This is a genomic window from Microbacterium sp. JZ37 (assembly GCF_035188445.1).
Taxonomy (GTDB): Bacteria; Actinomycetota; Actinomycetes; order Actinomycetales; family Microbacteriaceae; genus Microbacterium; species Microbacterium barkeri.
This window is the reverse complement of sequence record NZ_CP045253.1, coordinates 1436013-1461544: the sequence shown is the minus strand read 5'-3', so window position 1 is coordinate 1461544 and position 25532 is coordinate 1436013. Positions and strand designations below refer to the sequence as shown.

The 25532-nt window shown below is 73.3% G+C and carries 24 protein-coding genes; 11 read left to right on the top strand and 13 right to left on the bottom strand.

The window, feature by feature from the left end; all coding sequences use genetic code 11:
* Nucleotides 1-53: 53 nt before the first annotated feature.
* The gene (locus GC092_RS06525) at nucleotides 54-1301 is read left to right on the top strand and encodes a phosphotransferase (protein ID WP_282978014.1); all 1248 of its coding nucleotides are present in this window, start codon (nucleotides 54-56) and stop codon (nucleotides 1299-1301) included.
* Between the two features lie 6 nt (nucleotides 1302-1307).
* Here GC092_RS06525 and GC092_RS06520 read toward each other — a convergent pair whose 3' ends face one another.
* Entirely contained in the window at nucleotides 1308-4802 is a 3495-nt protein-coding gene (locus GC092_RS06520) for an ATP-dependent helicase (protein ID WP_416383305.1), read from the bottom strand.
* A 2-nt stretch (nucleotides 4803-4804) separates the two neighbouring features.
* On the bottom strand, nucleotides 4805-8038 hold the full coding sequence (locus tag GC092_RS06515; protein WP_324014506.1) for an ATP-dependent helicase: 3234 nt from the start codon (nucleotides 8036-8038) through the stop codon (nucleotides 4805-4807).
* Between the two features lie 137 nt (nucleotides 8039-8175).
* Between GC092_RS06515 and GC092_RS06510 the strand changes: the two genes are divergently transcribed.
* Together GC092_RS06510 and GC092_RS06505 are read left to right on the top strand one after the other, a co-directional pair.
* Nucleotides 8176-8400: a DUF3107 domain-containing protein gene (locus tag GC092_RS06510; RefSeq protein ID WP_271172138.1), complete on the top strand. Its 225-nt coding sequence runs from the start codon at nucleotides 8176-8178 to the stop codon at nucleotides 8398-8400.
* 17 nt (nucleotides 8401-8417) lie between these two features.
* The gene (locus GC092_RS06505) at nucleotides 8418-8708 is read left to right on the top strand and encodes a hypothetical protein (RefSeq protein ID WP_271172139.1); all 291 of its coding nucleotides are present in this window, start codon (nucleotides 8418-8420) and stop codon (nucleotides 8706-8708) included.
* A gap of 22 nt (nucleotides 8709-8730) precedes the next feature.
* Here the strand turns inward: GC092_RS06505 and GC092_RS06500 are convergent, their stop codons facing one another.
* Nucleotides 8731-9465, bottom strand: a complete 735-nt coding sequence (locus tag GC092_RS06500) for a ferritin-like fold-containing protein (protein WP_271172140.1) — start codon at nucleotides 9463-9465, stop codon at nucleotides 8731-8733.
* Nucleotides 9466-9666: 201 nt separating this feature from the next.
* Here GC092_RS06500 and GC092_RS06495 point away from each other — a divergent pair, with 201 nt between their 5' ends.
* The gene (locus tag GC092_RS06495; RefSeq protein ID WP_324014503.1) at nucleotides 9667-11085 is read left to right on the top strand and encodes a DEAD/DEAH box helicase; all 1419 of its coding nucleotides are present in this window, start codon (nucleotides 9667-9669) and stop codon (nucleotides 11083-11085) included.
* A gap of 3 nt (nucleotides 11086-11088) precedes the next feature.
* On the opposite strand, the gene GC092_RS06490 is transcribed toward GC092_RS06495, so the two are convergent.
* Nucleotides 11089-11964 carry a PHP domain-containing protein gene (locus GC092_RS06490; RefSeq protein ID WP_324014501.1) on the bottom strand — a complete coding sequence of 292 codons (876 nt, stop codon included), beginning with the start codon at nucleotides 11962-11964 and terminating at the stop codon, nucleotides 11089-11091.
* Between the two features lie 94 nt (nucleotides 11965-12058).
* Between GC092_RS06490 and GC092_RS06485 the strand changes: the two genes are divergently transcribed.
* A complete protein-coding gene (locus tag GC092_RS06485; RefSeq protein WP_271172143.1) occupies nucleotides 12059-13087 on the top strand; it encodes an endonuclease/exonuclease/phosphatase family protein in 1029 nt (342 codons plus the stop codon).
* Nucleotide 13088: 1 nt separating this feature from the next.
* Here the strand turns inward: GC092_RS06485 and GC092_RS06480 are convergent, their stop codons facing one another.
* Nucleotides 13089-13484 carry a DUF3054 domain-containing protein gene (locus GC092_RS06480; RefSeq protein WP_271172144.1) on the bottom strand — a complete coding sequence of 132 codons (396 nt, stop codon included), beginning with the start codon at nucleotides 13482-13484 and terminating at the stop codon, nucleotides 13089-13091.
* A gap of 53 nt (nucleotides 13485-13537) precedes the next feature.
* Here GC092_RS06480 and GC092_RS06475 point away from each other — a divergent pair, with 53 nt between their 5' ends.
* A complete protein-coding gene (locus GC092_RS06475) occupies nucleotides 13538-14950 on the top strand; it encodes an aminopeptidase P family protein (protein WP_271172145.1) in 1413 nt (470 codons plus the stop codon).
* A gap of 9 nt (nucleotides 14951-14959) precedes the next feature.
* Here the strand turns inward: GC092_RS06475 and GC092_RS06470 are convergent, their stop codons facing one another.
* Both GC092_RS06470 and GC092_RS06465 read right to left on the bottom strand, forming a co-directional pair.
* Nucleotides 14960-15640, bottom strand: coding sequence for an alpha/beta hydrolase family protein (locus tag GC092_RS06470; RefSeq protein ID WP_324014499.1), 681 nt, complete (start codon nucleotides 15638-15640; stop codon nucleotides 14960-14962).
* Nucleotides 15637-16350 (bottom strand): general stress protein, encoded by a 714-nt coding sequence (locus tag GC092_RS06465; protein WP_324014497.1) that lies wholly within the window; start codon nucleotides 16348-16350, stop codon nucleotides 15637-15639. The genes GC092_RS06470 and GC092_RS06465 overlap by 4 nt, the downstream gene beginning before the upstream one ends.
* A gap of 131 nt (nucleotides 16351-16481) precedes the next feature.
* Between GC092_RS06465 and GC092_RS06460 the strand changes: the two genes are divergently transcribed.
* The 3 genes from GC092_RS06460 to GC092_RS06450 are packed head-to-tail and all read left to right on the top strand — an operon-like array spanning nucleotide 16482 to nucleotide 19440.
* The gene (locus GC092_RS06460; RefSeq protein ID WP_271172148.1) at nucleotides 16482-17771 is read left to right on the top strand and encodes a magnesium transporter MgtE N-terminal domain-containing protein; all 1290 of its coding nucleotides are present in this window, start codon (nucleotides 16482-16484) and stop codon (nucleotides 17769-17771) included.
* Nucleotides 17771-18301, top strand: a complete 531-nt coding sequence (locus tag GC092_RS06455) for a DUF1003 domain-containing protein (RefSeq protein ID WP_416383304.1) — start codon at nucleotides 17771-17773, stop codon at nucleotides 18299-18301. The genes GC092_RS06460 and GC092_RS06455 overlap by 1 nt, the downstream gene beginning before the upstream one ends.
* Nucleotides 18298-19440: an Mrp/NBP35 family ATP-binding protein gene (locus GC092_RS06450; protein WP_324014495.1), complete on the top strand. Its 1143-nt coding sequence runs from the start codon at nucleotides 18298-18300 to the stop codon at nucleotides 19438-19440. The genes GC092_RS06455 and GC092_RS06450 overlap by 4 nt, the downstream gene beginning before the upstream one ends.
* A 6-nt stretch (nucleotides 19441-19446) precedes the next feature.
* On the opposite strand, the gene GC092_RS06445 is transcribed toward GC092_RS06450, so the two are convergent.
* On the bottom strand, nucleotides 19447-19842 hold the full coding sequence (locus GC092_RS06445) for a twin-arginine translocase TatA/TatE family subunit (protein WP_271172150.1): 396 nt from the start codon (nucleotides 19840-19842) through the stop codon (nucleotides 19447-19449).
* Between the two features lie 79 nt (nucleotides 19843-19921).
* On the opposite strand from GC092_RS06445, the gene GC092_RS06440 reads away from it, so the two are divergent.
* A complete protein-coding gene (locus GC092_RS06440; protein WP_324014492.1) occupies nucleotides 19922-20557 on the top strand; it encodes an O-methyltransferase in 636 nt (211 codons plus the stop codon).
* A gap of 77 nt (nucleotides 20558-20634) precedes the next feature.
* Here GC092_RS06440 and GC092_RS06435 read toward each other — a convergent pair whose 3' ends face one another.
* The 3 genes from GC092_RS06435 to dapE all read right to left on the bottom strand — a co-directional run bounded on the left by GC092_RS06435 (nucleotide 20635) and on the right by dapE (nucleotide 23200).
* Nucleotides 20635-20805, bottom strand: coding sequence for a DUF3117 domain-containing protein (locus tag GC092_RS06435; protein ID WP_156240919.1), 171 nt, complete (start codon nucleotides 20803-20805; stop codon nucleotides 20635-20637).
* A 95-nt stretch (nucleotides 20806-20900) separates the two neighbouring features.
* Nucleotides 20901-22142: a hypothetical protein gene (locus GC092_RS06430; protein ID WP_324014490.1), complete on the bottom strand. Its 1242-nt coding sequence runs from the start codon at nucleotides 22140-22142 to the stop codon at nucleotides 20901-20903.
* Nucleotides 22124-23200, bottom strand: a complete 1077-nt coding sequence (gene dapE, locus GC092_RS06425; RefSeq protein ID WP_324014488.1) for a succinyl-diaminopimelate desuccinylase — start codon at nucleotides 23198-23200, stop codon at nucleotides 22124-22126. Before dapE ends, GC092_RS06430 begins: the two co-directional genes overlap by 19 nt.
* 79 nt (nucleotides 23201-23279) lie before the next feature.
* On the opposite strand from dapE, the gene dapD reads away from it, so the two are divergent.
* A complete protein-coding gene (dapD, locus tag GC092_RS06420) occupies nucleotides 23280-24233 on the top strand; it encodes a 2,3,4,5-tetrahydropyridine-2,6-dicarboxylate N-succinyltransferase (protein WP_324014487.1) in 954 nt (317 codons plus the stop codon).
* A gap of 81 nt (nucleotides 24234-24314) precedes the next feature.
* Here dapD and GC092_RS06415 read toward each other — a convergent pair whose 3' ends face one another.
* Both GC092_RS06415 and GC092_RS06410 read right to left on the bottom strand, forming a co-directional pair.
* Nucleotides 24315-25163 carry an IS3 family transposase gene (locus GC092_RS06415; RefSeq protein ID WP_324013273.1) on the bottom strand — a complete coding sequence of 283 codons (849 nt, stop codon included), beginning with the start codon at nucleotides 25161-25163 and terminating at the stop codon, nucleotides 24315-24317.
* Nucleotides 25160-25486, bottom strand: coding sequence for a helix-turn-helix domain-containing protein (locus GC092_RS06410; protein WP_324013271.1), 327 nt, complete (start codon nucleotides 25484-25486; stop codon nucleotides 25160-25162). Before GC092_RS06410 ends, GC092_RS06415 begins: the two co-directional genes overlap by 4 nt.
* Nucleotides 25487-25532: the final 46 nt, after the last annotated feature.

Below are 25532 nucleotides of genomic sequence, written 5' to 3'. Positions count from 1 at the left end.
CTCGCGGGCGTGGCGCGGTGGGACGAGCACGGCGGCGACCTAACCTGGTACCCATGCCACGCTCACTCCTCACTCTAGCCGCGGCCGCGACGGCCGCCGTGCCCGGTGCGGAGGTCACGGGCGTCAGGTCCCTCACGGCCGGCGGCGCCGGCCGCTTCGACGCGGCGGTCGCGACGCTCGCCGACGGGCGCGAGCTCGTCGTCCGCGTGCCCGTCGACGAGGCGGCCGAGCGCGAGATCTCGGCCGAGATCGTGGCGCTGCGCGCGCTCACGTCGGGCGTGCGCGAGCTCCTCGGCTTCGACGCCCCCGAGTTCCACGGCGCCGTGCCGTTCGACGGGACGAGCGCGGTGGTCACGGGCTACGTGCGCGGCTACCAGGTCGAGGCGAGCGAGATCCCGCCCGGGCGCGGGGTCGCGGAGTCGCTCGGCCGCGCGATGGCCGTGCTGCACGCGCTGCCCGGCTCGGTCGTCCGGTCGGCCGGGCTCCCGGTGCGCACGCCGGACCAGTCGCGCGCCGACATCGAGCGGGTGCTCGACGCCGCGGGCGCGAGCGGGCGCGTCCCCGTCCGGCTCATGGTGCGCTGGCGCGAGGCGGTCGAGGACGACCGGCTCTGGGCGTTCGAGTCGTCCGTGTGCCTCGGCGGAACGCAGTCCACCTCGTTCGTGCTGACCGACGACGTCGCGGGCGTCCCGCGCGTCGCAGGCGTGCTCGACTGGCACGGACTGTCGATCGACGACCCCGCCGTCGACCTGCGCTGGGTGGCGTCCGCGCCCGACGCCGCCGAGGACATCCACGAGGCGTACGCGGCGGCCGCGCACCGCGCGCCCGACGCCGCGCTGCGGGTGCGCGCCCGACTGCACGCCGAGCTCGAGTTCGCCCGGTGGCTCGTGCACGGCCTCGAGGCGCACCGTCCGGACGTCGTCGACGACGCGGCGGCCCTGCTCGAGTCGCTGTCGGACGGCGTGCGCGACGACCGCCTGCTCGCGGGCCTCGGCGCCGCCTCGTCGGACGTCGACGACGCCCTCGCGGCGATCGGCCGAGTGCCCGAGACGACCCCGGCGGCGGTCGACACCTCGATGCAGACCGACGCGTACGACCCCGCTCAGCTCTCCCTCGACGGAGACGGCCACTGGGGCGAGCGGTGGGACGACGCGGACGCCGCCGACGCCCGGATCACGACCGACACCGTCCCCGAGGTGCGCCTCCCGACGGCGCAGCCGGCGGACGATCCGTCGGGCGCGACGGTGCCGCTCGACATGGAGGCGTATATCGCCCAGGAGCGCGAGCAGCGCGGCGACTGACCAGCGCTAGCCGACGCGCGCCGCCGTGCGCCTTTGAGTCTCCTGCCAGCGGGCCGCGAGCTCCTCGGCGGTGTACACGCGGTCGCCCCGCAGGACGAGGTCGTCGGCGACGTAGTACAGCGCCACGTCGATCTCCTCCAGGGGCACTCCGTGCCGCCGGTGGTAGGCGAGCCGGTAGAGCGCGAGCTGCAGCATCCGCTCGTCGCGCTCGGCCGCCGTCTGCGGGGCTCGTCCGGTCTTCCAGTCGACGATCTCGATCCGCCCCCCGCGATCCTCCCGGCGGTAGACCGCGTCGAGCTTGCAGATCACGATGTGCTGCGGCGCGGTGCCGAGGGCGGGAAGGGGGAAGTCGATCTCCGTCTCGACCTCGAGGGGGCGCAGCGACGCCCACTCGCTGCGCAGGAACGTCTCCCGGAGTCGCTCGAGCGCCGCCTCGTCCTCGGCGGACACCTCGGTGCCCGCCGCGTCGTGATCGCTCCACAGCTCCTCGTCGCTCTCCCAGAGGGCGTCGTCGACGGACGATCCGGCGCCGGCCGCACCGGAGCGCGCCTCGACCCACTGATGGAACAGCGTCCCGATACGGGTCTGCTGGTACGGCCGCTCGGGCATGGGCCGCGCGATCTGCGACACCGTCTCCGAGAAATCGGACACGTAGTCCTTGAACCGCGACGCCGGCACGCGCGTGGGCACGCCGAACCGGCGCCCGCGCTCCCGCTCGGCGCGCTCGGCCAGCAGCAGGGCGAGCTCGTCCGAGGGCTCGGCGCTCGTCGCCGCGGCCACGGCCGCCGCGGCCGCCGCGACCCGTCCCCTCCGCGAGCCGAGCGGATCCATGGGCCAGGTCCTGGTCATCGACGCGCCCTCGTACGGGTTGTCGTCCGGATCGACGTCGCCGATCGGGTCGAGGCCCTGCTCGTCGATGATCTCGAGCAGGTAGTCGCTCGGCGTCCGCGGCGTCTTCTGACCCGCCCAGTGCGAGCCGGTCAGCAGCAGGTCGCCGCGTGCGCGCGTGATCGCCACGTACGCCAGGCGCCGCTCCTCCTCGCGCTGATAGTCGCCGTTGGCTCTCTTGAACGCGGTGATCGCCGTCGCGAGCGCCTTCTCGGCGGCCCTGAACCGCTTGGCGGGGTCGTCTCCCGCTGACTCCATCGCGGCCTGAGGATCCCAGGCGAGCTGCGGAAGCGCCGTCCGGTCGCCGCGCAGGGCGAACGGCAGCACGCCGAAGCCGAGCCATCCGGAGGCGTCGGTCACGCGACTGGGCAGCTCGTCCTTCACGAGGCGCACGACGGCCACCGCGTCCCACTCGAGACCCTTCGAGCCGTGGATCGTCAGCAGCTGCACGACCCCGGGCTCTGGCGGCTCCGGCCGCGGCACGAGCTCGTCCGTGCGCTCGGCCTTGTCGAGCCAGGCGAGAAGGCTCCCGATCGTGCCCCGCTCATCGGCGGAGAGGAACGCGCGCACCTCGTCGCCGAAGGCGCGCAGCTGGGTGGCCGCGACGCGCGCCGGTCCGCGCGACTCGTTCGCGGCGAGCTCGATGTCGAGACGCAGCTCGAGCTCGATGAGGCGGATGAGCTCCGGGATCGGCTGGCCCGCGGCGCGACGGAGTCGCTCGAGCATCTCCCCGGCCGCGCGGAGCCGCGCGCGCCCTTCGGGGCTGATGCCCTCGAGCAGGCGGTAGTCGTCGCGGGCCGTGCGGATGAACTCGACCGCGTCGACGATCGACACCGCCTCGTCGGCCCCGCGCGACGCCCGAAGCCGATCGCGGACGTCGTCCGGCAGCGGGTTCAGCGAGCCGTCCCGCTGCGCGAGGGCGGTCGCGAGGTCGTGGAGCGCCGCCATGTCGGCGACGCCGACCGCGAAGCGCGGGCCGACGAGCAGCCGGATGAGCGGGGAGCCCGATGTCGGGTCGTGGATGACCCGCAGCACCGAGACGACGTCGGTGACCTCCGGTGTGGAGAGCAGTCCGCCGAGCCCGAGGATGCGGTGCGGGATGCCGCGGCGGCCCAGCGCGGACGCGAACGTCTGCATGTGCCGCTTGGACCGGAAGAGGATGGCCCCCGTGTGCGGGCGATCTGCTCCCGACGCGGCGTGCTCGGCGCGCACCGCGTCGAACCAGGCGGCCACCTCGTCGGCCTCGTCGTCGACGGTCTGGGCGAACCGCACGCCGACGCGGCCCTCGCCGGCGCCCGGCCGCGCCTCGAGCGCCGGCACCGCGAACGTCCCTGCGCCCTGCAGCGGGCGGAGCACGCGGTTCGCGGCGTCGAGGATGCGACGGTCGTTGCGCCAGCTCGTCATGAGGCTGTACGACGTGGCCGCGCTGTCGCGGGCGAACGCGCGCGCGAACGCGTACAGGTTGTCGGCGCTCGCGCCGCGCCATCCGTAGATCGACTGGTGCGGGTCGCCGACGGCCATCACCGCGCTGTCGCGGAAGAGCTCGGCGAGGAACCGGGTCTGGATGACCGAGGTGTCCTGGTACTCGTCGAGGAGGACGACGCGGTACTGCTCGCGCAGCTGCGCGCGCACGTCGGGGGCTCCCTCGACGATGTCGTACGCACCGCCCACCTGGTCGGCGAAGTCCAGCACGCCTCGGCGCGTCTTCTCGGCCATGTACGCCCTGACGAGCTGCACGAGCACGGGCATGGCGCGCAGATGCCGCCACGCCTTCTCGATGTCGCGGTCCTTCGTGTCGTCGACGTACGGCGCGATCGCCGCCTCCTCCGCCGCGCACACGCGCTCGAGCTCGTCGAGATCGACCCGGTGGTCGAGCACGTCGGCGGCGAGGCGCTGCACGGCGTCGATGAGCGTCGAGAGCGCCTTGTCGATGTCCTCGAGGCCGTCGATGTCGGCACGCAGCACGACCGCACGCGCGATGAGCCACGACGCCGACTGGCTGAGCATCGCGGCGTCGGGATCGCGGCCGATGCGCGCGGCGTGCTCGCGGACGATGGAGTCGGCGAACGCGTTGTACGTCGCGACCCGGGGCCGGATCATGAGGTCGTCCGCCGTGCGGGGCGCGAACGGATCCCAGCCGGTGGCGAAGCGCGCCGCGAGCTCGTCGAGCACCTGCCGCCGGATCGTCTCGCGCTGGCGCGGCGCGACGGCCGTCTCGACGCGCGCGAGCGCTCCCTCGGCGACGATGCGCGGCAGGTGCGGCAGCAGCCCCCTGCGGCCGAACTCGTCGATCACGGCCAGGCGCGCCGCGATCCGCTCCGCCAGCTCGCCGGCCGCCTTCCGCGTGAAGGTGAGCCCGAGGATCTCGTCGCGGCGCACGTGGCCGTTCGCGACGAGCCAGACCACGCGCGCGGCCATCGTCTCGGTCTTGCCGCTGCCCGCGCCTGCGACGACGAGCGCCGGAGTCTGCGGCGCCTCGATGACCCGCTGCTGGGCAGGCGTCGGCGTCGGCTGTCCGAGCGCCGCCGCGATGTCGGTCGCGCTGATGCCGTGCCCGCCCGGCCATCCGCCGGCCCGGCGGGTGTCGTCGGCGTGCAGGGTCTCGACGCCCATCGTCATGAGCTCACCGCCTCGATCGTGTGGATGCGGCACGGATGCACGCGCTGCTGGGTATCGGCGCAGTGCGCCTCGACCTGGGCGGTGAAGCTCGCGGCCGACATGCCGCGCGCCGCCTCGGCGACCCGGCGGAGGAACGCCGCGCGCGTCTCGGGTCCCAGTGCGTGCTGATGCGCGACCCGGTAGTCGCTCTTCGCGAGCGTCTGGGACACGATCACGAGCCGAGCTCCGCCGAGGGCGTCCGCAGGGGCGCCGTCGACGAGCCCCTCCTGCACCGCGATCTGGTAGGCCGCGAGCTGCGCGTGCTCCACGACGGCCGAGTCCGACGGCTTCTCGCTCTTGCCGGTCTTGAGATCGACCACGACGACGCTGCGCTCGGACGCGGCCTGGCGCATGGGCTCCCAGCCTCGGGCGCGCGCCGGGGCATGCTCGCCCGCTCCGGGCGGGTAGGACTCCACACGGTCGATGACGCCGCTCACGACCGCGCGATGCGGCGCCGCGATGTCCTCGCCCACGTGCACGGCGGGCGCGTCGTCCGCCGCGCGCGGCGACGTCTCGACCGCGAAGCGGAACGGGGCCTCGGACGCGATGACGTCTCCCCCGTCCGCGCGCACCCCGCGCAGGTAGGCGTGGAGGCGGTCCACGTAGAGGTCGGCACGGCGCCGCTCCTTCGCCGCGATCCAGGGTGTCTCGAAGTCGAGCTCGGGCCAGTGCTCCTCGACGACGGCGCGCAGCACGGCGAGGTCGCCGTCGGGCGCGCGCTCCATCGCCTCGTGCAGGATCGTCCCGATGCCCGCCGACGGGGGCGCGACGGTGTCGCCGCCGAGGGCCGCGATCACCCAGCCGAGACCGCACTCCTCGAACGCCTCGACGCGCGAGGGCGAGACCCGCGCGGGGCCGGCCGCGAGATCGCGCAGCGGCGCATCCGTCGAGGGGGCGAGCATGCCGTACCACTCGTGCGGGTCGGCGCCCGGGACGCCGGCTTCCGCGAGCACCCTGAGCTGCCCGGCCGCCGCCGCGCGGGCGGCCTCGTCGGCATCGTCGGTGAGCGTCCGCCGATGCCGGGCGACGAGACCCCTCAGCGTGAGCGGGTGCTCCGCGCGCTCGCCGTCGTCGTCGCGCGGCGGAGGGAGGAAGGAGAACAGCGCGCTCGGCCCGGTGTCGTCGTCGTCGACGGCGGTCACGAGCAGATGACGCCGAGCGCGCGAGATCGCGCGGACGAACAGGCGCAGCTCGTCGTGCAGTGCCGCGCGCCGCCGGTCGAGCACCCCGAGCGCATCCGCGCGGGTGCGTCCGGCGCGGTGCGCCTCGACCGCCTCCGCCAGCCGCCACGTGTCGAGGAGCCCGCCGCGCAGCCGCACGTTCGGCCACACCCCGTCCTGGACACCCGCCACCACGACCGCGTCGAACTCTGCGCCGAGCGCGTTCGCCGGCGTGAGCAGGGTGACGGCGTCGTCGCGCTCGGGGGCCGAGAGGGTGTCCTCCGGGACGTCGCTGTCGAGGATCTCGCGGATGAAGGGCAGCGGCCCCTCCTGCGGGTTGCGCTCGATCGCCCGCTTGGCCGCGTCGAACAGCGCGACGAGGCCGTCGAGCGCGCGCCCCGCCTCCGCTGCGAGAGGGCCCTGTCCGAGCGCGAGGCCGCGCCACGCGCGGTCGAGCCGGCGTCCGTCGCCCGTGCGCGCGCGGTCCCACACGGTCCACAGGAGCTCGTGCACGGTCGCGCCGCGCGCGCCCTCGTCGTGCACGATCGAGAGCGTGCGCGCGAAGCGGGCGGCAGTGCGCCCCTCCGGGGTGTCGAGGAGGTCGAGGAGCACGGGCTGCGCGAGCGCCTCCCGCAGGAGGACGCGCGCCGGCCGACTGCCGCCCTCCGAGAGCTCGGCGTGACGCAGACGCGCGCGCAGCCGACGCAGCCCCACGCCGTCGAGACCGCCGAACGGCGAGCGCAGCGCCTCGAGCAGCTTGTCATCATCGCGGTCCTGCGCCTCCTGCAGGCCGAGGCGGACGATCTCGACGATGTCGCGGACGACCGCCTCGGCGCCGAGCGGGCGCTGCACCCCGGCCGCGCGCGTGGGCACCTCGCGCGCCGCGAGCTCGGCCTCGAGCGACGTGATCTGCCGCGTGTCATGCGCGATGACGGCCATCCGCTCCCACGGCACCCCCTCGACGAGGTGCCACTCCCGGAGCGCACGCGCGATGCGGTCGGCCTCCTCGTACGGCGACGCCGCATGGCAGGTCTCCACCGTCCCGTCGGACGGCTCCTCGGGGCCGGGCGGCCTGCGGTGGTCGATCACGCCGGCCGCCCCGATCGCCTGGGTCACGCTGCGCGCGAGCCGCGTCAGCGCCGTCGTGCCCCGATGCGCCTCGTCGAGGACGTGACGCGGGCCCAGCGACGCCGCGAGGCGCGCGAACAGCTCGGGCGTCGCGCCGCGGAACGCCCCGGAGCCGATATCGGGATCGCCGAACGCGAGCACCGCTGCGCCCTGCGCGTGCAGGGCCTCGACGAGGGCGACGCCGCCGCGCGTGAGCTCCTGCGCGTCGTCGACCAGGACGACCCGCAGGCGCTCGAGCCCGGGCACGCGCGCCCCGTCGCGCACGGCGGCCGCGGCCTCCGCGTACAGCTCCGAGACGTCGCGATGCGGAGAGCGCATGCGATCGAGGACAGCCCGGTAGTCGCGGAGGAACCCGGCCACCGCCGTCCACGCATCGACGCCGAGCCGCGCCAGCTCGGCGGGCGTCGTCCCGAGTTCGGTCATCTCGGCGATGAACGCGCGCAGTTCCGAGCGGAACCCCTTCGTCGCGCGCACGGGCGCGCCGAGATGCGCGGGCCACCGCGATGCTCCGTCGCGCTCGTCCTCCTCGTCGCCGAGCAGGATGTCGGCGATGATGCGGTCCTGGTCGGCGCCGGTGAGGAGCTTGGGCGGCTCCCCGCCCCGCCGCACGGCGTCGGCTCTGACGACCTGGTACGCGAACGATCCCACCGAGCGCGCGAGCGGCCCGGGGCTCGCGACATCGACGCGGAGCCCGAGCTCGTCCCGCAGACGCGTCGCCGACGCGCGCGTGGGCGTCAGGACGACGAGCTCGTCCGGCGCGACGCCGGCCGCGACGAGGGCGGCGATCCTGCCGACGAGCACCGCCGTCTTGCCGGTGCCGGGCGCCCCGACGACCGTGCCGGATGCGCCGTGGGGCAGCTCCACGACAGCGCGCTGCGCGTCATCCCATCCCGTGCTCGGCATGGACTCCACGGTACCCAGCGCCGCCGACATCCTCGGTCGGAGGCGCGGGCGTTCGCCCTGAGCGTTCGCGCGGCCGGGCGCATCCCGCCGTGCCGTAGGCTTTCGATGCAACGAACCGCAGACGAAAGGCAGTCACCGTGGAGATCCGAATCGGCATCACGAATTCCGGCCGCGAGCTGACCTTCGAGACGACCGAGAGCGCGGACGCCGTGAAGTCGGCCGTCGCCGCAGCCCTCGACGAGGGCGCGAGCCACCTCTCCTTCACCGACGTCAAGGGCAACTCGTACTTCGTCCCGTCGGCGAACCTCGCGTTCGTGGAGATCGGCACGGGCGAGACGCGCCGCGTCGGCTTCGTCGGCTGAGCCCGGGCGGGACGGCCGTGTACATCCTGCTCGCGATCATCGCCGCCGCGGCGATCGGCGTCGCGGCGCACTACGCGCTCCCGCACCGGGAGCTGCGCGGCGTCGCGCTGGTCCCGGCGGTGGGAACGGCCGTCGCCGCCGCTCTCTACGCGATCCTGACCTGGGCCGGGCCCGGCGAGGCCAGCCCCTGGCTGTGGATCGCCGTGCTCGCGGCCGGGGCGGTCGCGGCCGTCGCGACGGCGCTCGCATCCACGCGCATCCGCGCCCGGTCCGACGCGGCGGCCGCCGCGGCAGCCGGGATCCGCTGACCGCGCGCCGCGGCACTCCCGCTCAGGCCGCGAGGCCCAGCGCGTCCATGCGCCGCGCGTGCGCGGCCATGAGCGCGGTGAAGACGGGCTCGACGACCTTCTCGACGTCCTCGCCCCCGCGGGCCTGTGCGTCGGCCATCCCGCCCCGCAGCGCGCTGCGGGCCACGAGCAGCGTGTCGCCGACGAGGCGGCGCGCCCACATCGACAGCAGAGCCCGCCACTCGTCGTCGCTCTCGATCGTGCGCACGAGGAGCTCGGCGATCTGCTGGCGGTCGTGGTCGGCGCGGAGCACCTTCGCGACCCTGCGCCCGCGCTCGCCGTAGCTCGAGGCGAGCGCGAGGTAGAAGTCGTCGAGCATGCCGGCGGTGATGTGCACGGTCAGCATGGTCTCGCGAGGCCGGGCCCCGAGCGTCTCGCGCCGGAAGGCGTCGAGAGGCTCCTGGAACGGCGCCATGAGCGCGGTGGGGTCGTCGCCGCCCTCTCGGATGATGTCGACGAGGCCGAGGTGCTTGCGCAGCGCCGCGCCCGCGGCCAGCGAGAGCGCCTCCTTCTCGTGCAGATCGGGCGTCGCCCGGATGAGCCGCGTGAGCGTCTCGAAGTAGCCGAGCTGGAGGTAGGCCGCCTGGCCGAGGAACGTGCGCACATCGGGCGCCAGCTCCTGGAAGTCGACGCGCACCGCGTCGGAGAGCTCTCCGCGCGGTCGCAGGCGGAGGATCCGCGCGGGCGTGGGCCGCTTCCAGAACTGCCAGTTCACCACGCCGAAAGCCTACGTCCTGCTCCCCTGCCCCGCCGCCATCCTCGCCTCCACGCGCCGCGGAGCCGCTGGCGCTAAGGTGGAGACGGCCCCGACGACGGCTCGGGGCACCGCGCCTGTGGCTGAGAAGGGCGTGGACGCATCCAGCGGCGCGGCCCCGTCCGGCATCCGCCGACCGGCCCGCCGAGACAGGCACACAACTCCATGACGTCATTCGCCGAACTCGGCATCGACCAGGACATCGTCGACGCGCTGGCCGCCAAGGGCATCGTCGACACCTTCCCCATCCAGGAGCAGACGATCCCCCTGTCCCTCCCGGGTCAGGACGTGATCGGCCAGGCCAAGACGGGAACGGGCAAGACCTTCGGCTTCGGGATCCCCGTCGTCCAGCGGCTGGGCCTCGACCCCGAGCCCGGAGTCAAGGCCCTCATCGTCGTGCCGACGCGCGAGCTCGCCGTGCAGGTCTACGAGGACATGGACCTGCTCACGTCCGGCCGCTCCACGAACGTCGTCGCGATCTACGGCGGAAAGGCCTACGAGGGCCAGATCGAGCAGCTCAAGGCGGGCGCGCAGATCGTCGTCGGCACGCCGGGCCGCCTCATCGACCTCGCGGGGCAGCGCCTGCTCGACCTCTCGCACGCGACCGAGGTCGTGCTCGACGAGGCCGACAAGATGCTCGACCTGGGCTTCCTCCCCGACATCGAGAAGATCTTCCAACGCGTGCCGGCCAAGCGCCACACGCAGCTCTTCAGCGCGACGATGCCGGGCCCGATCATCGCGCTCGCGCGCCGCTTCATGGTGAACCCCATCCACATCCGCGCAACCGACCCCGACGAGGGCCTCACGCAGGCCAACATCCGCCACATCGTCTACCGCGCGCACGCGCTGGACAAGGTCGAGATCGTCGCGCGCATCCTGCAGGCCGAAGGGCGCGGAAAGACGGTCATCTTCACCCGCACGAAGCGCGCGGCGCAGAAGCTCGTCGACGAGCTGAACGACCGCGGCTTCAACGCCGCGGCCGTCCACGGCGACATGGGCCAGGAGCAGCGCGAGCGCTCGATGGCCTCGTTCAAGACGGGCAAGAAGGACGTGCTCATCGCGACGGATGTCGCCGCGCGCGGCATCGACGTCGACGACGTCACGCACGTCATCAACCACACGATCCCCGAGGACGAGAAGGCCTATCTCCACCGCGTGGGGCGCACGGGCCGCGCCGGCCGCACGGGCATCGCCGTGACGTTCGTCGACTGGGACGACCTGCACAAGTGGGCGCTCATCAACCGGGCACTCGACTTCGGGCAGCCCGAGCCCACCGAGACGTACTCGTCGAGCCCGCACCTCTACACGGACCTCGACATCCCCGCCGGCACGAAGGGCCGCCTGACGAAGGCGCCCGCCACGGGCGCCGTCCGCACTGCCAAGGCCGACGGCGAGGGCGCATCGCGCCCGCGTCGCCGCCGGCGCGCCGAGGGCGACGCACCGCGCGAGGGCGCGGCGCACGAGGCCGGCGAGGGGCGCGGCACGCACGACGGAGCCGGCAAGGAGCATCACGACGGCAAGCCCGCTCCTGCGCGCCGCCGTCGCCGGCGCCGCGCGTCAGGTCAGCCGCAGCAGGGAGCCTGAGGCTCAGGCCCGCACAGGACGGGAGCCGACGCCGGCCGCGATGATCCGCTCGACCATCGCGGCCGGCGTCGTGTTCTCGCCAGGGAGGTTGGGCTTGCCGAGCCCGTGGTAGTCGCTCGATCCCGTCGCGATGAGGTCGCGCTCGGCCACGAGCCGCTGGAGCACCTCCCTGCCGTCGGCGGTGTTCTCGCGGTGGTCCACCTCGAAGCCGGCGAGCCCGGCGTCGACGAGATCGTGCAGCGTGCGCAGGGGGATCATCCCCGACCGCCCGGATGTCGCGGGGTGCGCGATCACGGGGACGCCGCCGGCCGCGCGCACGATCTCGATCGCGCGGAACGTGTCGGGCGCGTAGTGCGGAACGTAGTAGCCCTCGCGCGGGTGGAGGATGCCGTCGAAGGCCTCTCCGCGGTCGGCCACGATCCCCCGGGCAACGAGCGCGTCGGCGATGTGCGGGCGCCCGACCGTCGCGCCCGTCTGGGTCTGCGCGACGACGTCGTCCCAGACGAGGTCGTAGTCGCGCGAGATGTTCGCGACGATCCGCTCGGCACGGCCCATGCGATCGCCGCGCACCTCCTCCATCTGCGCCCGCAGCGCCGGGTCGTCGGGATCGAAGAGGTAGGCGAGCAGGTGCACGCTGCGCCAGTCGAGGCGCGTGGAGAGCTCGGCTCCCGGCAGGAACGTCATCCCGAGCGACACCGCCGCGTCGGCCGCCTCGGCCCACCCCGCCGTCGTGTCGTGGTCGGTCAGCGCGAGAGTGCGCACGCCGTGCGCGTGCGCCGAGCGGACGACCTCGGCGGGCGGCTCCGTCCCATCCGATCGGTTCGAGTGGAGGTGCAGGTCGGCCGGCTCCTCCACGCGGCGCGCACCCGAGACATCCATGGACCTCATCGTACGGCGTGCACGGAGGTCGCTCTCGGCCCCCACGGCGCCTGCTCGCGACGCTTTCCCAGCGGGTGCGCCTAGGGTCGGATCCGTGCTGCGCTTGCTCGGGATCCTCGTGACCGTGCTGTTCGCGATCGCGACGGCCGTCCTCACGTGGCCCGGCTTCTTCCGCCTCGAGCAGACCTTCCCGATCGCTCAGCTCGCCGCCCTCCGGGGGCTCGTCGTCGTCGCTCTCGCGATCATCACGATCCTCTTCCTGCTCGTCGCCTTCATCCGCCCGATGCGCGGCTTCGCGCTCTCGATGGCGCTCGTCTCGGCCATCGGCGCGATCTCGGGCGGCGTCGTCCTCGGCATGCGCGGCTACGGCACGGACGCCCTCCCCGCGGCGACCGACACGAGCGTGCGCGTGATGACCTGGAACACGGCGGGCAACGCCATGGGCGCCGACGAGATCGCGGAGACCGCCGTTGCCATGGGCGTCGACATCGTGGCGCTCCCCGAGACCGCGGACTTCGTCGGCGAGGAGGTCGCCGTCGCGATGCGCGACCTCGGCAGCCCCATGTGGGTGCATCACGTCGCGCTGCGGCCCGACGTCGAGGACGGGCCGCAGGCGTGGCAGACCACGCTGCTCATCTCGCCCGAGCTCGGCGACTACTCCGTGATCGAGGCGTCGAGCGACCTCACGAGCAACACCGAGGTCGTGCCGAGCGTCGTCGCGATGCCCGTCGACGGCCAGGGCCCGATCGTCGTCGCCGTGCACGCCGTGTCTCCGCAGCCGGAGTACATGGACGAGTGGGCCGACGACCTGCGCTGGGTCTCTGACCAGTGCGTCGACGGCAACGTCATCCTCGCGGGCGACTTCAACGCCACGATCGACCACATGGCCTCGCTCGGGGTCGACGGCGCCGACCTGGGCTACTGCTCAGACGCCGCGGCGACCACCGGGAACGGCGCGGTGGGCACGTGGCCGACCGACATCCCGGCCCTCCTGTCCGCGCCGATCGACCACGTCATGCACTCGGCGTCCTGGAAGGCGACCGGCTCCCTCGTGCTCACGAACCTCGACGACGCCGGCAGCGATCACCGGCCGCTCGTCGTGCAGCTCGAGCCCGCCGGCTGACTCACTGCGCTGACGGGCGCCTCCGGGCGCGCGCCGAGCGCAGGGCGTGCACGGCGAGGCGCCAGCCGACGAGGAAGACGAGCAGCACGATCGCCGTCACGACGACGAACGGGATCGCCGCGCCGCCGCCTGTGATCACGCGCAGCGCGAGGCCGCCGAGCGCCGTCATCGCCCACAGCGGGAGGCCCTTCCGCACGGGAGCAGAGGGATCCGTCCAGACGCGCAGCGCGAGCCATCCGGCGAGGAGCGCGACCGCGAACGGCCACGCGACGCGCACGAGGCCGGCGGGGTCCACGGCGCCCTCGTGGCTGGCCAGCCCGAGCGCCGCGAACACGATCACGAGCACGATGTCGGCGGCGAGGGCGGCAGGGGCGGAGGAGGACGTCGAGCGGGCCATGGTCATCCACCCTACGGGCTTCCTCCGCCGAGCCGCGGTGAGAGACTGGTGCCATGACCACCGGCGAGACGAACACCCAGGCAGAGGCCCAGAAGGCCGCCGACTCCAACACCAACCGTCGCCAGCCCTACCCCCAGGGCTTCCTCGACGTGATCTCGAGCGGATGGGCCGAGCGCCCCGAGCCCCTGCCGGAGCCGCGCGCCCAGGCGCCGTTCGCGGCGCGACGGCGCGACGCCGTCTCGGCCGCGTTCCCCGGGAAGCGCCTCGTCATCCCCGCCGGCTCGTTCAAGCAGCGCAGCAACGACACCGACTACCCGTTCCGTGCGCACTCGGCCTTCGCGCACCTCACGGGCTGGGCGGTGGACGCCGTGCCCGACTCCGTGCTCGTGTTCGAGCCGGCGGGCGACGGCCACGACGTCACGCTCTACCTGCGCGATCGCGCCACGAGGGAGACGCCCGAGTTCTACCGGGACGCGACGATCGGCGAGTTCTGGGTGGGTCCGCGCCCCTCGCTCGCGCAGGTGTCCGCCGACCTCGGCATCCGCACCGCCCACGTCGACGCGTTCGCGCGCTCCGATGAGGACCTCGTGCTCGAGGAGGACGAGGAGCTCACGCGCTTCGTCTCCGAGCTGCGCCTCGTGAAGGACGCGTACGAGATCGAGCAGATGCGGCTCGCGGTCGAGGTGACGGCCGCGGGATTCGACGACATCGTCCGGGAGCTGCCCCGCATCGTCGAGCACCCGCGCGGGGAGCGCGTGGTCGAGGGCGTCTTCCACCAGCGCGCCCGCAGCGACGGCAACTGGGAGGGCTACGACACCATCGCGGCGTCGGGCCCGCACGCCTGCTACCTGCACTGGACGCGCAACGACGGCGCGGTCGTCCCGGGAGATCTCATCCTCATCGACGCGGGGGTCGAGGTCGACAGCCTCTACACCGCCGACATCACGCGCACTCTGCCCGTGAGCGGGACGTTCACCGACATCCAGCGGAAGATCTACGAGGCCGTGCGCGAGGCGGCCGACGCGGCGTTCGCGGCCGCGCGCCCCGGCGTCCGCTTCCGCGCCGTGCACGAGGCCGCGATGGAGGTCATCGCCGCGCGCACGGCCGAGTGGGGGCTGCTGCCGGTGTCGGCGGAGGAGGCGCTCGACGCCGACCGCGGCGGCCAGCAGCGCCGCTACATGGTGCACGGCACGAGCCACCACCTGGGCATCGACGTGCACGACTGCGCGCAGGCGCGCCGCGAGATGTACTACGACGGAGAGCTCGCACCGGGCATGGTGTTCACGATCGAGCCCGGGCTCTACTTCCAGATCGACGACCTCACGGTGCCGGAGGAGTACCGCGGGATCGGCGTGCGGATCGAGGACGACATCCTCATGACCGAGGACGGCCCGGTCAACCTCTCGGCGGGCATCCCCCGCACCGCCGACGAGGTCGAGGCCTGGATCGCGCGTCTGCGCGGCTGAGCCGAGCGGTCAGCCGCCCGAGCGCTGCCGGATGAACCGCACGACGGGGTCGGCGAGCGACGCGCCGATCTCGTCGGCGGGCCGCCGCCGGCCCTTGACCTCGAAGGCGTGGGTGCCGCCCGCGATCCACTCCACGGTCGCGTCGTGACAGGAGGCGACGGCGTCGTCGAACTGCGCGCGGGGCTGGATGAACGGGTCGTTCTCGCCCTCGACGAACAGCTGCGGCGGTGCGACAGCGGGCAGATGCTCCGCGCGCGGCTTCTCGGGCCTGCCCGGCGGGTGGAGCGGGTACGCGAGGTACACGAGCCCCGCGACGTCGAACGCGCCCTCCGCGGCCGCCATCGACGCCATCCGCCCGCCGTACGACTTGCCGCACGCCCACAGGGGCGCGGGCAGGCTCGCCGCGGCGAAACCCGCCACCGCGCGCCACGCGGCGATCGCGTGGGCGGCGGGCCCTGGCATCCGCCGGCCCGCGACGATGTACGGGAAGTCGAACCGCACGGTGGCGATGCCGGCGTCGCGGACCGCGGCGGCGAATCCGACGAGGAACGGATGGTCCTTGCCCGCTCCGGCGCCGTGCGCGATCGCGAGCGTCGCCCAGGCTCCGTCGAGGGCGCCGACGGCGGCGGGCAGCTCGACGGCCCCCGCGGGCAGCTCGACGCGGATGGCGGCGGCGCGCTCCTCGGTCACGCGCGCTCGTCGGGATGCGCGGGCCGGTCCGACTCCGCGCTCTGCGGTTCGGAGGACGCCGCATCAGCCGGCGGCGCCGGCTCCGCGGACGGCTGCGCGGGCGACGCCGGCTCGGCGGAGGCCGGCGCGGGCGACGCGGCGTCGGCGGATGCCGGCGCGACCGGCGCGCCCGTGCGCGGGTCGATGCGGACGCCGAACCGCGGCGGCTCCGTGAGCGAGACCGGGTCGATCCGCTCGGTCTGCGTCGGCGCGGTGCCGAGCACCTGGCGCGCCTTCGCGACGCTCGCGCGCTCGACCGCGACCTCGTAGTGGTCGGCGGTCACCTGCATGACGCTCGCGAAGTCGCGGCGGCGGCGCACGATCATGTAGTTGACGAGGCCGAAGACCATGCCCATCGCGACGCCGAGCAGGAGCATGCCGACGAACGCGCCCATCGGGAGGGCCGGCGTCCAGATGACGACCATCGCCCCGAGGAGCAGGCCGAGGAGCACGCCGTTGAGGGCGCCGGCCCACGCGGCCTGCGCCCAGCCGAGTCGACCCGTGACCTTCTCGATCGAGCGCAGCGCCGTGCCGACGATCGCGATGTCGCGCGCCGGGACCTCCGCGGCGATCAGCTTCGACACCGCCTTCAGCGCGCCGTCGTAGTCGCGGAAGCTCGCGACCGTCTCGCCGACCTCGGGGGCTCGGCCCCGCCCGCTCCACATGCTCATGTCGGCATTCTCCCATGCGGCCGCGCGCCTCAGCCTGTGCCCTGGCGATGCGCCGCCTGTGAGGGCGCGGCTCCCCTGAACATCGCGTGACGCCCGCGTCGCGGGAGGAGCGCGCGCATTACGCTGGGTGGGTGAGTACGCAGAGGGTTTTCGTGGCGCGCCTGGCCGGCTGCCCCGTGTTCGACCCCACGGGCGACCGTCTCGGCAGGGTCCGCGACGTCGTCGTCGTGTACCGAAGTACCGCGGCCCCGCGCGTCATCGGCCTCGTCTGCGAGATCCCGGGCCGTCGCCACGTGTTCGTCGCGATCGGACGCATCACCTCGATCGCCCAGGGCCAGGTCATCACGACCGGTCTCATCAACGTGCGCCGCTTCCAGCCCCGCGCCGACGAGGTGCGCGTCATGGCCGAGCTCGTCGGGCGCCGCGTCGACTTCAAGGACGGCTCCGGGTCGGCCGTGATCGAGGACGTCGCGATCGAGCCGAACCGCATCGGCGAGTGGGCCGTCGGGCAGCTGTTCCTCCGCAAGCCGAAGACGAGCGCCTCCCCCTTCGCGAAGGGTCCGACGACGTTCGCGACCTGGAGCCAGGTGCGCGAGCACCGCGCTCCGGGCGAGGCGCAGTCGGCCGAGCACCTCGCCGCGAGCTACGCCGAGCTGCGCGCGGCCGACCTCGCGAACACGCTCCTCGACCTCCCGGAGGAGCGGATGATCCAGGTCGCCGGCGAGCTCTCCGACGACCGCCTCGCCGACGCCCTCGAGGAGATGCCCGAAGAGGACCAGGTCCACATCCTCGAGCGCCTGGGCGACGAGCGAGCGGCGGACGTCCTCGACGCGATGGATCCCGACGACGCCGCCGACCTCCTCGCCGAGCTCGCGCCGCAGCGCAGCGAGGAGCTCCTCGACCTCATGGAGCCCGAGGAGGCCGAGGACGTCCGCATGCTCCTCCGCTACGGCGCCGACACGGCGGGCGGCCTGATGACCACCGAGCCGATCATCCTCCCCGCCGACGCGACGATCGCGGAGGCGCTCGCGCTCATCCGCCGGCACGAGCTGCATCCCGCCCTCGCCGCGAGCGTGTACGTGACGCTGCCGCCCTACGAGACGCCCACGGGCCGCTTCCTCGGCGCCGTGCACTTCCAGCGCATGCTGCGCTACCCGCCCCACGAGCGGATCGGCGCGATCATCGACGAGACCATCGAGCCGGTCCCCGTGACGGGCTCGGCCTCGGAGGTGGCGCGCCGGCTCGCGAGCTACGACCTCGTCGCCCTGCCCGTGACCGACGCGGCGCACCGTCTCGTCGGCGCCGTGACGATCGACGACGTGCTCGACTACCTGCTCCCCGAGGACTGGCGCTCGCAGGACGCGGATGAGGAGATCCCGCGCGATCCCACGACGGGCGCGATCCGGACGGTGCGCGGATGATGGCCCGCGCCTCGGAGCTGCGCGGTCGGCGGCCGCGGATGGACACCGCGGGCGGGGCGCGCGATCGCGACCGGTTCGGGCGCGCGACCGAGTGGATCGCGCGTGCCATGGGGACGCCGTGGTTCCTCATCGGGCTCACGCTGTTCTGCGTCGCGTGGATGGCATGGAACTCGCTCATGCCCGAGCAGTGGCGCTTCGACTCCGCCGCCCTCGGGTTCACGGCGCTCACCCTCATGCTGTCGCTGCAGGCCTCGTACGCGGCCCCGCTCATCCTCCTCGCGCAGAACCGCCAGGACGACCGCGACCGCGTCGCGATGGAGCAGGACCGCCAGCGCGCCGAGCGAAACCTCGCCGACACCGAGTACCTCGCACGCGAGATCGTCGCACTCCGGATGGCGCTGACCGAGGTCGAGGAGCGGATCGTCTCCCGCGACGCCCTGCGCGAGGAGCTGCGGGCCCTACTCGAGCGCCTCGACGAGCGCGACGCCGAGCGCGGCGGCGAGCCGCGAGCGACGGCGGGCGACGCATGACCGGCCTGCCCGCCGAGGTCGTCGACGCGGTCCGCTCGGCCGTCGGCGCCGTCAGCGACCCCGAGCTGCGGCGGCCGCTCGCCGACCTCGACATGGTGCGCGACGTGCGTGCCGACGGCGATGCCGTGCGCGTCGAGATCGACCTCACGATCGTCGGATGCCCCGCGGCCGACCGCATCGAGCGCGACGTGCGGCGGGCGGCCGAGAGCGCAGCGCAGGGCGCCGCCATCGTGCTCGAGATCGGCGTGATGTCGCCCGCCCAGCGCAAGGCCCTCACGGAGCGCCTGCGCGGCGGAGCGGCCCGCGTCATGCCGTTCGGCCCCGACTCGCTCACGCGCGTGATCGCCGTGACGAGCGGCAAGGGCGGCGTCGGCAAGTCGACCGTCACGGCCAACCTCGCGGTGGCTCTCGCCGCCCGAGGGCTCAAGGTCGGCCTGATCGATGCCGACGTGCACGGCTTCTCGATCCCCGCGCTCCTGGGGCTCGTCGAGGGCGGCGTCGCGCCGTCCCCCACCCAGGTGGGCGACCTCATCCTGCCGCCCGTCGCGCACGGCGTGAAGGCGATCTCGATCGGGATGTTCCTGCGCAGCGGCGAGGAGGTCGTCGCGTGGCGGGGGCCCATGCTCCACCGCACGGTGCAGCAGTTCCTCACCGACGTGTTCTTCGGCGACCTCGACGTCCTCCTCATCGACATGCCGCCCGGCACGGGCGACATCGCGATCTCGGTGGGCCAGCTGCTCCCCCACGCCGACGTCCTCGTCGTGACGACGCCGCAGGCCGCGGCCTCCGACGTCGCCGTGCGCAGCGGCCTCGTCGCACGGCAGACCGGGCAGCGGGTCATCGGCGTGATCGAGAACATGGCCGCCCTGACCCTGCCTGACGGAACGTCGCTCGCGCTCTTCGGCGAAGGCGGCGGCGCCGCGGTGGCCGCGGCGCTGTCGGCAGATGGGCACGAGGTGCCGCTGCTCGCGTCGGTGCCGCTCAGCCCCGCCCTGCGCGCGGGCGGCGATGCCGGCGACCCGGTCGTGGTGTCGCACCCCGAGGATCCCGCGGCGCACGCGATCGCAGCGGTCGCTGCCCGCCTCGCGACCGAGCCGCGCCGCCTCGCGGGGCGGAAGCTGCCGGTCTCGCTGGCCTGACGCGGGTCAGGTCGCCTCGGAGTCGAACGGGGGCGGCGTCTCCGCCGTGAAGGTGCGGCGCGCGAGCGGCGTCGTCCGCGGCTGCCGGACGGGCGCCTGCGGAGCCGACGACGCGGATGGTGCGGGTGACGCCGGCGCGACGGGCGCGTCCTCGAGGAGGGCCTCGCGGATGATCCGGCGCGGGTCGTACTGCCGCGGGTCGAGCTTGCGCCAGTCGACGTCGTCGAGCTCGTCGCCCATCTCCTCCTTCATGCGCGTGCGCGCCCCCTGCACCCACTCGCGGGTGCGGCGCGTGAACTGCGCGAGGGTCTCGGCGTAGCGCGGAAGGCGCTCGGGCCCGATGATGAGCGCCGCGATGACGCCGATCAGCATCACCTTCTCGATCGTCAGGCCGAAGAACATGATCTCAGGGTACCGGGCCTCGTCGTGCGGTCCCGGCACGGGCGGCGGCTTAGGCTGGAGAGATCGTCAGGAGGAACCCATGAGCGAACTGGACGCCGTCGCGCGCTTCGCCCGAGAGACCGTCGTCGAACCCGATCACATCGCTCGCGCCCGTCAGCACGCCCTCGAGCTCGGCGCCGCTCCGATCAGTCCCTCGATCGGAGCGCAGTGCGCCGTCATCGCGGCCGCGACGGGCGCCCGGTCGATCATCGAGATCGGCACCGGGGCCGGCGTGTCCGCCCTGTGGCTCCTGCACGGCGCCCCGCACGCGACCCTGACCACGATCGACAGCGAGCCCGAGCACCTCTCCGCCGCGCGCACCGCCTTCCAGAGCGCGCGGCTCCCCGTCGCCCGCACGCGCCTCATCACGGGGCGGGCGGCCGATGTCCTGCCCCGTATGAACGATGCGGCATACGACATCGTCCTCATCGACGCCGACGCGAAGGGCGTCATCGACTACGTCGAGCACGGCCTGCGCCTCGCCCGACCGGGCGGGACCGTGCTCGTGCCGCGCGTGCTCCACGGCGGCAGGGTCGCCGACCCCGTGCAGCGCGACGAGATCACGCGCACGTACCGCACGCTCCTCCAGGAGACGCAGGCGTCGAACGCCGTGATCGCCGCCCTCTCGACCGTGAACGAGGGCCTCCTGCAGCTGCACGTCTCACCTCGCCTCTGACGCGTCCGCACATGAGAAGAGCGGATGGTCGGAGTCGTTCCCGACTCCGACCATCCGCTCTGTGACGGTCGTGATCGCTAGGCGTTCACGACGTCGCCCAGGACGCCGTACAGCTCCCGAGCCTCCTCGTCATTGACGGAGACGACCAGGCGCCCGCCCCCCTCGAGCGGCACGCGCACGATGATGAGGCGCCCCTCCTTCACGGCCTCCATGGGTCCGTCTCCGGTTCTCGGCTTCATCGCTGCCATCGCGGCATCCTTTCCGTTGTGGTCAGATGTCCAGTTTATCGGTCGACTGCACGCCCACCGACACGCGAGACGCGCGATGTCGCGCGCAGATCGCGTCACGGGATGAGCCAGAAGGTGTTCCCGAGGCCGTACATGCCGTGGATCCAGGCCCACTGCCCCGCGAGGCAGAGCGCGAGGGAGGCGAACCGGTACCCGCGGCCGCGCGGAACCGCCAGCGCCGCGCAGGCGAGCGGTGCAAGCGGCAGGAGCAGGCGGAAGACGCTCGACTGCGGGAAGAACACCGCGAGGAGGTAGACGAGGTAGCTGAGCGCCCACAGCTGCAGCTCGCCGCCCACGCGGCGCGCCTGTGGCGCGAGCAGGATGGCCGCGACGGCGCCCACGACGAGGACGACGAGCAGGGCGTAGCCGGCCCAGGCCGGGATCCCCCAGATGCCCGCCCACACGGCCGCGGCCTGCGGCCACCCCTCGAACGGGATGAACCCGCCGGAGTCCCCCGTCCACGACCGTCGCCACGCGAGCTCGGTCGCGAGGTACGCGCCAGGGTCGCCCGTCACGACGCCCGCGATGTGCTGCCAGGAGAAGCCGACCGCGGTCGCGATCGCCCCCAGCGCGATGATGTGCACGACCTCCCAGCGCGTCGGTCCCCCGAGCGTGCGCCGCCGCTCGGGCGCGAGTCGCCAGAGTCCGTAGAGGCCGAGGAACAGCGCGAAGGCGAGGACGCCGGGGCGCGTGAACCCCATCAGCGGCACGAGCAGGTACAGGCCGCGCCACTGCCGCCGGACGACGCACAGCAGCGAGGCGATGAGGAGGAGGAGGAACAGCGACTCGGCGTAGCCGACCTGGAACAGCGCGGCGAGCGGGCCGGAGGCGAGCAGGACGACGCCCCACATCGCCTGGTCCTCGTCGAGGCGCTCCCTGAGGAGCGCGTGGAGCGCGACGCACGCGCCGTATCCCGCGGCGAGCGAGACGAGGAGGGCGCCCACCCACCAGGCTCCCGCCCCGAAGACGTTGCCGGCCAGGCGCGCGAGGTGGGCGTAGACCGGCATGAACGCCCACGCGTTCTGCGCGACCTCGCCGGTCTCGGTGAGCGGCAGCTCCGCCGGGTAGCCGCTCACGGCGACCGTCCAGTACCACTGGGCGTCCCATCCGAGGATGTAGTCGACGAGCGTCGGGTCGGGCCCGTGCCGCGAGGAGGACGGCGACTGCTGCGCCGTCAGCAGCATGAGCGCCGTCGTCACGAGCCGCGCCGCGAGATAGACCGCGGCCACCCGCGCGGGTGCGGGCCATGCGCGCCAGCCTGCCGCGGGTGCGGTCTCGGTCACCCCGCCGTGAGCCATGCGCGCAGGCTCCGCTCGCAGCTCTCGATCTGGGCGACCGCGACGCGCTCCTCGTCGTGGTGCGCGAGGCTCGGGTCGCCCGGCCCGTAGTTGACCGCAGGCACCCCGAGCGCCGAGAAGCGAGCCACATCGGTCCATCCGTACTTCGGCTGCGGGACCGCGCCCACCGCCCGCACGAAGTCCTGGGCGATCGGCGAGTCGAGCCCGGGGCGCGCGCCCTGCGCGAGGTCGGTCACCTCGACCTCGAAGCCGTCGAAGACCTCGCGCACGTGATCGGCGGCCTCGGCGGCGGATCGGCTCGGCGCGAACCGGAAGTTGACCTCGACCTCGCACAGGTCGGGGATGACGTTGCCCGCGACTCCGCCCGAGACGCGCACCGCGTTCAGGCCCTCGCGGTAGGCGAGGCCGTCGACGACGATCTCCTGGGGCTCGTACGCCGCGAGGCGGGCGAGCACGGGCGCCGCGGCGTGGATCGCGTTGACGCCCATCCACGCGCGTGCGGAGTGCGAGCGCCGGCCATGCGTGCGGACGACCGCCCGGAGCGTCCCGTTGCAGCCGCCCTCCACCTGCCCGTTGGACGGCTCTCCGAGGATCGCGAAGTCGCCCTCGAAGAGATCGGGCCGAGTCGCGGCGAGGCGCGTGAGCCCGCTGCGCGACGCCTCCACCTCCTCGTGGTCGTACCAGATCCACGTGATGTCGACGACCGGGTCCGACAGCTCGGCGGCGAGCTTCAGCTGCACCGCCGTGCCCGCCTTCATGTCCACCGTTCCCCGCCCCCAGATGAAGGGCTCGCCGTCGACCTCGATGTCGCGCGTGGGGAGGTTGCCGTTGAGCGGGACGGTGTCGATGTGGCCCGCGATCACGACGCGCTGCGCGCGCCCGAGCGCCGTGCGCGCGACGATCGTGTCGCCGTCGCGATGCACCTCGAGGTGCGGGAGCGGGCGGATGGCCGCCTCGATCGCGTCGGCGAGCATGCGCTCGTCGTCGGAGACGCTCGGGATGTCGCAGATCGCGCGGGTGATGTCGGCGGCGGACAGGGACAGGTCGAGCGTCGGCATGCCGTCGAGTCTATCGAGCGCGTCCGCGCGGCCCTCCGTCCGGGGAGGCCGGTCCCGCTCGCCCGATAGCCTGGTGTGCATGAGCGATGAACGAAAGGTCTGGGGCGTCGGCCTCGCGACCACCGCCGGCGATGGCACGGTTCTGGACACCTGGTACGGCGAGCTGGGCACGGGCGCGGCCGACGAGTCCGCGGTCGCGACCGCCCTCGAGCGCGTGGCCGCCTCGGCGGGCCCCGACGAGCGCCGCAACGTGACCGTCGACGCCGTGCGCGTCGAGATCGACCTCGACGAGGCGCCCGCGTCCACATCGGACGCGTACCTCCGCCTGCACGCCCTCTCTCACCGCCTCGTGAAGCCCAACGAGCTGAACCTCGACGGGATCTTCGCGCACCTCCCGAACGTCGCATGGACGACCGCAGGCCCCATGCATCCCGACGACCTCACCCGGCTGCGTCCCGCGCTCCAGCGCGCGGCCATCCAGGTGCAGTCCCTCGACAAGTTCCCGCGTCTGACCGACTACGTCCTCCCGCCCGGCGTGCGCATCGCGGACACCTCGCGCGTGCGCCTCGGGGCGCACCTGTCGCCGGGGACGACGGTGATGCACGAGGGATTCGTGAACTTCAACGCCGGCACGCTCGGCGCCTCGATGGTGGAGGGCCGCATCTCCCAGGGTGTCGTGGTCGGCGACGGCAGCGACGTCGGCGGCGGCGCCTCGATCATGGGGACGCTGTCGGGCGGCGGCACGCACCGCGTGTCGATCGGCCGGCGCACGCTGCTCGGCGCGAACGCCGGCATCGGCATCTCGCTCGGCGACGACTGCGTCGTCGAGGCGGGCCTCTACGTCACGGCGGGCACGAAGGTGCTGCTCGTCGACGAGCCGCCCACCGCCGACGGCACGCCCCGTGTCGTGAAGGCCGCGACGCTGCACGGAGCCGACGGCATCCTCTTCCTCCGGAACTCGACGACCGGGGCGATCGAGGCCCGACGTCGCAAGGGCGTCGGCGTGACGCTCAACGAGGCCCTGCACGCCTGAGCGGGGCCTCGCCGGAACGCGAAGAGGGCCGGACGTCGCACGTGAACTGGTCCGCGTTTGTTGGACTGGTCTAGTTGAAGCCTAGGCTGCGAGGGTCTGGGTCCGGTGTTGCGCCGGGCTCAGGCCCTCGAGTCGTTCGGTGATGCGGTCGTTGTTGTACCAGCGGATGTAGTCGTGCAGTGCGGTGTCGAGGGCTTCGATGCTGAGGTAGCGGACGTGGTGGAAGCACTCTTCCTTGAGGTGGCCGAAGAAGTTCTCCATGACCGCGTTGTCGAAGCAGTTGCCCTTGCGGGACATCGACTGTGTTGCGCCGGCGTCGGCGAGCAGCGCCCGCCAGGAGCGGTGCTGGTACTGGAATCCCTGGTCGGAGTGCACCAGCGGGTGCTGCCCGGGCTCGAGTGTTGCGATCGCCGCGGACAGCGAGCTGTTCGTCAGGTTCAGGTTCGGGGACCGGCTGGTCGAGTACGCGATGATCTCCCGGTTGCAGAGGTCCATCACCGGCGACAGGTAGAGCTTCTCGTCGCCGACGCGGAACTCGGTCACATCCGTGACCCACTTCTCATTCATCGTCTCGGCCGTGAAATCACGGTCCAGGATGTTCTCGGCGATCTGCCCGACCTCGCCCTGGTAGGACACATACCGCCGTTTCCGGCGGGATGTGGAGGCCAGACCGAGCTGACGCATCAGCTTCAGCACGGTCTTGCGATCGATCTGCCACCCGTCGTGCACCAGCACACGGTGCACGCGCCGATACCCGTAACGGCCCTTGTTCACGGTGAACACGTCCGTGATCGCGGCCTTCAGCTCCGCATACGGGTCCGGGGCGTCGCGGCGGGCCTGGTGATAGAAGAACGTCGACCGGGCAAGCCCGGCCGCGGCGAGCAGGTCGGTGAGGGAGTGTTCTGCCTTGAGGGTCACGACGGCGTTCACTTTGACCGTCGTTGCTGCTCCATCAAGGCCCGCAATTTTCCCAAGTACGCGACCTGCGCCTGCAGCCGCGCGTTCTCCCGCCGCAACCGCTCCAGCTCAGTCGCCTCGCTCGGGTCAGCGTTCCGTTCGGGTGGTCTGCCCGTGCGTTTGGGGCGCAGCGCGTCCTCGCCCTCGTTCCGGTATCTCCGCGCCCACGTCTCGATCAGCTTCGGAGACGACAGATCGAACTCGCGAGCCAGTTCCGCCTTGGTCTCGCCGGCGAGGAACCGGGTGACGATCTCGAGTTTGCGTTCGAACGAGTACGACGCCTTCGTCGGCTTCATCAGCAATGTCCTACCCTCACGCACCCGCCACCGGTCATAGAGCCGG